A 7,203-nucleotide genomic window follows, 5' to 3' on the forward strand; every position below is an offset into this window, starting at 1 on the left:
CTTGAGCGCACCGCCGCGGCCGAAGACCAAGATCCCCAAAGGACTCATAATCCGTCGGCCGTGGGTTCGAGTCCCACCCGCCCCACTGTGCAGGTCTTTGACCTGCGGAAACGTCTCATCAAGGGCACGGATTCAGAACTTTGGGCCAACGGACCGAATCCGCTGCTCGTGAGTTCAACGGCGCCTGAGGCTCCTGGGGTTCACGAGGCGTTGACCTGGGCGGATGCGTGGGTCCGTGGTCTAGGGGAGCCGTAGTCGTCGATCTGCGCGGGGTCTGGGCGCACAAGTTGGGACGTTGATGGGACGTAGGCAATGGGAAGAGTCGTCTGTGGACCCACTTGCACCGCCCTCCGGCCCTTACGGGCGGGGGCGACGGGTGGCTTGGTAGGCGAGCGAGTCGCCTTGATCGCCGGGGGCTCTGCGGCCCTCGGGGATGGGGGAAACGGCCCGTATTGAAAATGGCCCGAGGAATCCCCCGTATACAAGGGGGTGGCTCGCAGAGCGTGGCTGCGCTGAAACCGCGAGTGCAGGTGGGACAGGGTGGGGTGCCCCCATGCTCCTGCCACTCGTGAGGGGTGTAGCGGCCGGGTGATCTTCGTGCCATCCAACGTGTCCGGGGCGGAACGGGAGTGTTCTGTCTGCGGCAGCCGTGCGTTCATCGCGGATAGCGAGGAGTCCTGGAACGAGGAGTCCCGGAAGGGCGACGAGCCTGGTGCGGCCAGCTGCCCGTACGGGTGGATCCGCCGCTGGCGGGCCGAGGGCGCGCGAGGGCTGCACGACCGGCCCAGCCGTCCCCTCACGACACCCCACCGCACGGCGGCAGCGGTGGAGGCCGGGTGTGCCGACTGCGCCAGGACCGCAAACTCGGCCCCGCCCGCCTCGGCCCGGTCCTGGGCCTGCCCGCCCCGACCGTGCACCGCATCCTGGTCCGCCACGGCCTGAACCGGCGGGCGTTCATGGACCGGCCCACCGGACAGGTTATCCGACGCTACGAACGCGACCAGCCCGGCGAGCTCATCCACGTCGACGTCAAAAAGCTCGGCCGCATCCCCGACGGCGGCGGCCACAAGGTCCTGCGCCGCCAGACGTAATCAGCCGTGCGCGCAGCGTAGTAGAGGAGCATCGGTACGGTTTCGCGGAGGTTGCCACCGGGCCGGCTGGCCTCTTGGGGCTCATCACTGTCTTCTGAGGGGCAGCGGCATGAAGTGCTGCTCGAATAGGCTTCGGCGCCCGGGGTGAAGCCGCCTGTGCGTTGGAAACGTGATTCGCCGCGGGATAGTTCGAAGCTCGCTCCCCAACTGGGGCGATGTGCCAGCCGGGCTTGTCCATCCGGGACGCGTTCGGGACGCTGGTTGGACGCAGGGTAGGAACAGGCGGACAAAGTCTGAGAAACGGAATGCCGTGACCCGCTGCGACCGACGGAGAGTCAGACACTGTACCGGCGCATCAAGTTCCATCGGATGGCGCCAGATCGAGCAGCTCGAGCACCCGTCGGAAGGAATCGGTGCGGTAGCGGCGAAGTTGGTCCATCGTCAAGGAGATGAAGCGAGAATGGTGATCCCCCGCGCGGGACCCGGATCCACGGTCCGGGAGTGTGTTGACGCACTGTTCGACGAACTCTCGGACGGCGGACTCGACGGCGAGCTCGGTGTCGTGTCTCTGTGTGTATGCATCGCGCAGCATACGGCCGGTCTCCATGTCCGCGAAGGTGCGCATTTCCTCCGCTCCGTCGCACAGCGACCGGGCGACCTGCTCGTCGTACCAGGCCAGGGCCAACGTGCAACGCTCCTTGTCCTGAGGGGAGAGCAGACCGAACAGTACGGCCACGACGTCCATCCGCGAGGCGCCCTGCCCCGAGTCGACGAGCCTACTCAGCACGGTCAACGCGAGTTCGGCGTCATCCGCGGTCTCGACGCGGCGCAGCAGTTGTGTCTGGAGCGCGCGCGCCGCGGGGCTCTTCGGAACTTCTCGGAGGACGTACTCGATCGGTTCGCTGCGGAAGTACGGATTGGCCTCCCGCATCAGGAGGGTGATCCACTCCAGCCGGGGCAGGGGAAGCCGCTCGTCGTCGGAGGCCGCCTTCCACAGCCGTACGACCGCATTGTGCAAAGGGTTGAGGAGATACCACCGCCGCTCGTCCGGGTCGGCGATGTCCTGCTTGGCGCATCGGTCCACACACCTCAGCACCTGGGGTGCCCGGGCGGGATCGTGAGCGTGCTCCAACAGCACGTACAGAGCGGCGGACAGGGCGCGGGGAGGAAAATCGTGGTCCAGGCACTCGAACGCGAGGGCCGCTGGCAGCCGTTCGAAGTACGCGATCGCGCGGGGGTCGAGATCCCGGCCGCGAGCTGCCGACCGGCGCCGCAGCATGTCGGCGCTCCGAGCGGAATCCGGGGTGCACACGGCCAGCAGTACGGTCGCCATGTCGCGCACCTGGTCGTCCTGAGACCGCTCCAGTGACCGGAGCACCGTGAGCCATCCCAGCCCCTCGCCGGTGGAGAGGCGGCTCGTCATGGTGAGGACACACTGCAGCACAGCACGTTGGTGCCTCGCGTCCTGGACCGCCCAGGTGCGAAGGATCGGAAGCATCAGATCAGCGCGGTGTCCCGTGAACACTCGCAGCAAGGACAGCCCTGAGTCGTCGCCCCGCTCGAACAGCGCGGTGGCCAAGGACTCCGGAGACAGGTCGAGATGGGCGAGGAGGAGCGCACCCGTGGCGTCCGCGACGGTGGCTTCACCAGGCTCGAGCCGGCCCTCGAAGCTCGCCCTCCGCAGAATGTGACCGTCATCCAGCCACCGTGCCAGCCGGATCAGCAACTCGGGCCGGGCCCGCAGCGTCGCGGCGAGCGGCTCGCTCCAATGGCTCGGCGGAAGTCCTCCCTGGCGGTCGTCCCAGTCCTTCCTCCGCCAGCCGTGATCCGTTCCCCCTCGAAGGAATTCATGGAAGACATCCAGCCTTGCTTCCGGGGGGACCGCGGGGTCGGTCAGGCCCGCGAAGAAGATCTCCCTCTCGAAGGCGGTGAGGTCCCGGACGGTCGTGCAGGTGTCGAAGCCGTACCGCAGCACCCGCAGCACACGCTCCAGGACAGCGCCCGGGTGTCGTGCCTCGGTGAAGGCGTCGAAGAGGAGACGGGTGCATCCGGCATCGCCCGAGAGGGCGGCCGACTCCACGGCGTCCAGCCAGCGTTCGGTCTGTTCGTCGGACTCCGCCGGTCGGCCCTTCTCGGATTCCCCCGCTTCCTCCGCGGAGAGGAAGAGGAGTCGCTGGGCGCTGAGCAACGGCCGGGAGACACCTAGCAGTTGCTCAGCTGTGTCGGCCAACGAGAGGTTCCGGCTGAGGAGATACTCACCGACCCGGTCGAAGGTCATGACGTAGCCGCTGGACGTCGGGGTGAACAGATTGGCCGCCACGAGCTGTTCGGCCGTCTCGGGCTGGGAGCCGAAGGCCCGGTAGAAGTCGGTGGAGGAGAACGCCAGGTTTCCCTCCCGTTCCCGGGCGGCGGCCTCGACCACCGTCTCCAACTGGCTCCGGACGAAGGCGGCCGACCTGCCCACCGCCCTGGCGGCTACCGCGCACCTCTCGGTGACGTACCGGTCCAGGAGAGTGGGGAGGTCGAGATGGGCCGTGTCGTCCGCCCCGGAGGAGGCCAGGAGGCGCAGCATCAGTGGATGCCGTGACATCGGGCCCAGGCCGTCGACCGCCGTGGCGGGAAGGGATGGTGGAAGCCGGTAGGCGTGGCAGGCTGCCTCGAATTCCTCCTTGTCGAAGTCGCCTACGTCGATGACGTTTGAGGCACTCGGTGACCCCGGGTCGTCGCCCAGCAGGTGGCTGACCGTGTCCCAGGAGTCGCGCCGTGTGGAGCACACCAGCGTCGCCCCGGTCCGATGGGCCCAGTCGAGACTCCGGCGCCACCATGCAGTGTGACTGGAACCGAGTAGGTCGTGCGCCTCGTTGAGGCCGTCCAGCAGCACGGTCAGCGGGGCGGCTACGGCGACTTCGTCGGCCGACAGGCTCGGCGGGACCAGCTCGCCCGCCGCCTCGTCCAGTTCGGCGGACACCAGCTCGCCCACGTCACGCTGACCCGGCGTGATGTCCACACCGCGGACCAGGACGAAACCCTGACCGGGCTCGGCCGTCGCCGCGAGGTGCGCGAACAGTGTCGACTTGCCGGACCCGGAGGGGCCAATCACGGCGATCACCCGCCGGCGGGTGTGGAGCGCGGCACTCAGCCGTGCCAGGGCGGTGCGCCGTGGGACGAAGCGATCGGGCAGATACACCGAGCTCCTGGTGTAGGCGGCGACCTTGAGGGCCCGCTGGCGGACACAGAGGTCCAGCGCACCCGGACCGTTGAGCTGGGAGCCGTAGCGCGGTACCGACTCCGCCGACCGCCGCAGCACCTCGTCGAGTTCCGAGTCCGCGCCGGACGGTTCGAGGAGTACGGCGAATCCGACCACGCCGGCGTCCTTCTTGAAGCGGCAGGTGATGACTCCCAGTACGGCGCCGCTCGTCACGTCGACGACCGGGGCGCCGCTGAGCCCGGGGTCGTACGGATGCCCGCTGAGGGTCACCACATCCACACGGTACGCACGCGATCCCGGGCGGGCGGGGCCGTCGTACGAGACCTGCAAACGGTTCCCCACCCGGCCGAACGTCGGCAGTACGCCGCTCACCCGCGCCGACTGATGATGGAAGCCGCCGCTCCAGTACTCAATTCCCTCCCAGCCGGTGCGACGGTCCGCGACGGAGAGGGGGGTGAGCGGGAGTTGTGGGCAGCGGATGATCGCGAGATCGCGCTCGGGGTCCTGCGGGCCGGGGATGGTCGGCAGCAGGTCCGGGCCGCTGGCCAGTTGTACGTCGTGGACCGCGTTCACCACATGATGGCAGGTCAGGACATCGCCGTGCGCGGTGATGAGGGCCCCTGTGCCGAGTACCGCTCCCGTGCGGCCGTCGACGACTTTCACGACAGCGTGGACGGCGCGCTCGATCACGAGAGACGACGGTGTTCCGGCCATGGCCAGGCCCTTCTCCGGCGGATCTAGTCGGACGCTTGCTTCCGTTCGAAGGTGAGTGCCACACGGAGGACGCCGGTAGCGGAGCCGCTGGCGATGTAGAGGTCACCGGACGCCGACATCTCCAGGGAGAACTCCAGCTCGGCGGAGGCGGCGGGAGTCTGTTCCACTGCCGCGGAGAATGAGCGGGCAAGCTTTCCGATCACCGAAAGGACTCCATCGAGTCTTTGCTCTGCGGTGTTGATGACACGGTCCGCGACCCCTGTGGCGACGACATCGTCTCCAGGATCACGGACCTCGAAGGAAATGGCGCTCGTTCCGGAATCAACTTCGCCGATTGAGGTCATGGGCGCCTCGCTCCTCTGCGTCTCCAGCCTGGCCTGGTTCTACCAACAAAACGGCGCGCGGTGAACAGGGTTACGGAATTTCCAGTTTCCCTTCGCCGGGGTCCACCAGCAACTCGACGCCTTGTCCAGACGGAGCGTCAACTGCCCACTCGCGGTCGGTCTCTCTGACCGACCGAGTCGGCCGCACCTCTCCTCCGGACACGCCGGTCGTGGCCGACAAGAGCAACGCGTCCGATGTTGAGGAGCTGATGGCGCTGCTGGACGCCACCGGGCCCGGCGCCGTGATGGCCTTGACCACCCTTCCCATCGCTTTTGTGTCGGCGAGCATGGAACGCCGTGACAGCGCCCCTGGCGCCGTCGTCGCCGAGGGCACACTGGCTAGCCAACGGACCACCGTCGGTCACTGAGGAACGGATCCGGCCCGCGCGCCGGCAGTGCTACGTGCAATGCACCGATGCAGGTGCGAAGCGGGCGACGCGAGGCGGAAGGGCCTTCACAGCGCGGTGTCGTGAGCCATCGACGTGCCCATGACATGCGTGTCCCGAGAAGGTTCGGCCTCACTGCCTCATCTCGGTCAGTAGGCGTTCTAGGCGGCATGGCCATCCTGCCCGTCTTCGGTGGCGAGCCTGTGCGCGCTGGAAAGGAAATCCGTTGCCCACGGGTTCGGAGCACGTTCTCTCTCAGTCGGGAGGACGGCCGCTGTGTCGGCCGACTTGTCCATCCAGAACGTGTTCGGGACGCAGGTTGGACACAGGGATCGGAAAAGACTGACAAAGGCCGAGGAGGAGCGAGCCGTCAAACCCATTCTGACCTGGGAAAACGGCCAAGGTGAGCATTGATCGGCAAAGACCGCCAAAATCCCCAAAGGACTCATAATCCGTCGGCCGTGGGTTCGAGTCCCACCCGCCCCACCACAGCACAGATTCCCATCCCCTCCCCTGGGCGCCCCGGCTCTTGGGGGCGCCCAGGGGGCGGATGCCTACACTGGGTGCGCGCATGTGCGTGGGCTGTGAAGCGGGCGGGGACGGGAGAGGGCAGTGGCGGAGATCGGCGGCGGCTTCGAGGACCCGTCGGCCGAGGTGCTGGCCGCGGCGGCCGCCGCGTTCGGGCTGCTCGCCTCGTCGGCCCGGCTGTACCTGATGTGGGCCCTGGTGCAGGGCGAGAGCGACGTCACGCACCTCGCCGACCGGGTGGGCGGCGCGCTGCCCGCGGTCAGCCAGCACCTCGCGAAACTGAAGCTCGCCGGACTCGTGCGCTCCCGCCGTGAGGGCCGCCGGCAGGTCTACTACATCGACGACCCCGACATCGTGACCGTCGTACAGGTGATGGTCGGGCAACTGACCGCGCGCTCCGAGCACGGCTCCGCCGTCGTACGGCAGTTGCGCGGCATCGCCCGCTGATCCTCTCCCCGGCTCCCCGGCCCGGCCGTCGTGCCGACCCCACGCTCCCCTGCCCTGAGGGCGCGCACATCGGCTCGGCGACCGCCGGGCCGGTTCCATGAGATCTCTCACCTGTGAATTCCCACAAGATCCGTGCTGTTGGGGCCATGGGTTTGTTAGATTGCGCAACTATGCAACTCAGGTGGAGACCGCGACCAGCGGTCTCCCCGACGACCTGTGTGCACGCCCGGCCGCACACCCGACGGCCCGGCCTGCCGAGCCCGACCGTTCAGGGGAGTGTTAGATGAGCGACCCGTGGGACGGCCCGGGTAGCCAGGCTACGCGCAGCCGGACGCCCCAGGTGCCCGGGCAGCGGCTCGAGCTCCACCGACACAGCTGCCGTACGTCCACGTCCTGGGCGAGCCCGGCAGCGCCCGTGGAATCGTCGCGTCGAACTGCCGCGGGGC

4 protein-coding genes and 1 pseudogene are annotated in these 7,203 nt (G+C 68.1%); 3 read left to right on the top strand and 2 right to left on the bottom strand.

What is annotated here, in order from left to right; genetic code table 11:
• Positions 1-702 precede the first annotated feature (702 nt).
• Positions 703-1,085 (top strand): annotated as a pseudogene (locus ABZ471_RS47025) (helix-turn-helix domain-containing protein); the annotation flags it as partial.
• Positions 1,086-1,446: 361 nt separating this feature from the next.
• On the opposite strand, the gene ABZ471_RS47030 reads toward ABZ471_RS47025, so the two are convergent.
• Positions 1,447-5,013 (bottom strand): trypsin-like peptidase domain-containing protein, encoded by a 3,567-nt coding sequence (locus tag ABZ471_RS47030; protein ID WP_359075299.1) that lies wholly within the window; start codon positions 5,011-5,013, stop codon positions 1,447-1,449.
• Between the two features lie 23 nt (positions 5,014-5,036).
• Positions 5,037-5,357 (bottom strand): CU044_2847 family protein, encoded by a 321-nt coding sequence (locus ABZ471_RS47035; RefSeq protein WP_359075300.1) that lies wholly within the window; start codon positions 5,355-5,357, stop codon positions 5,037-5,039.
• Positions 5,358-5,566: 209 nt separating this feature from the next.
• Between ABZ471_RS47035 and ABZ471_RS47040 the strand changes: the two genes are divergently transcribed.
• Positions 5,567-5,764, top strand: a complete 198-nt coding sequence (locus ABZ471_RS47040; RefSeq protein ID WP_359075301.1) for a hypothetical protein — start codon at positions 5,567-5,569, stop codon at positions 5,762-5,764.
• A 630-nt stretch (positions 5,765-6,394) separates the two neighbouring features.
• Positions 6,395-6,757: a metalloregulator ArsR/SmtB family transcription factor gene (locus ABZ471_RS47045; RefSeq protein WP_359075302.1), complete on the top strand. Its 363-nt coding sequence runs from the start codon at positions 6,395-6,397 to the stop codon at positions 6,755-6,757.
• The last annotated feature ends 446 nt before the right edge of the window (positions 6,758-7,203 follow it).

This window comes from Streptomyces sp. NPDC005728, assembly GCF_040630895.1.
Lineage (GTDB): Bacteria > Actinomycetota > Actinomycetes > Streptomycetales > Streptomycetaceae > Streptomyces.

Bases quoted from the DNA above. Each gene is read 5' to 3' on its own strand.
- ABZ471_RS47030 (WP_359075299.1), bottom strand. From the start codon at position 5,013: ATGGCCGGAACACCGTCGTCTCTCGTGATCGAGCGCGCCGTCCACGCT.
- ABZ471_RS47035 (WP_359075300.1), bottom strand. From the start codon at position 5,357: ATGACCTCAATCGGCGAAGTTGATTCCGGAACGAGCGCCATTTCCTTC.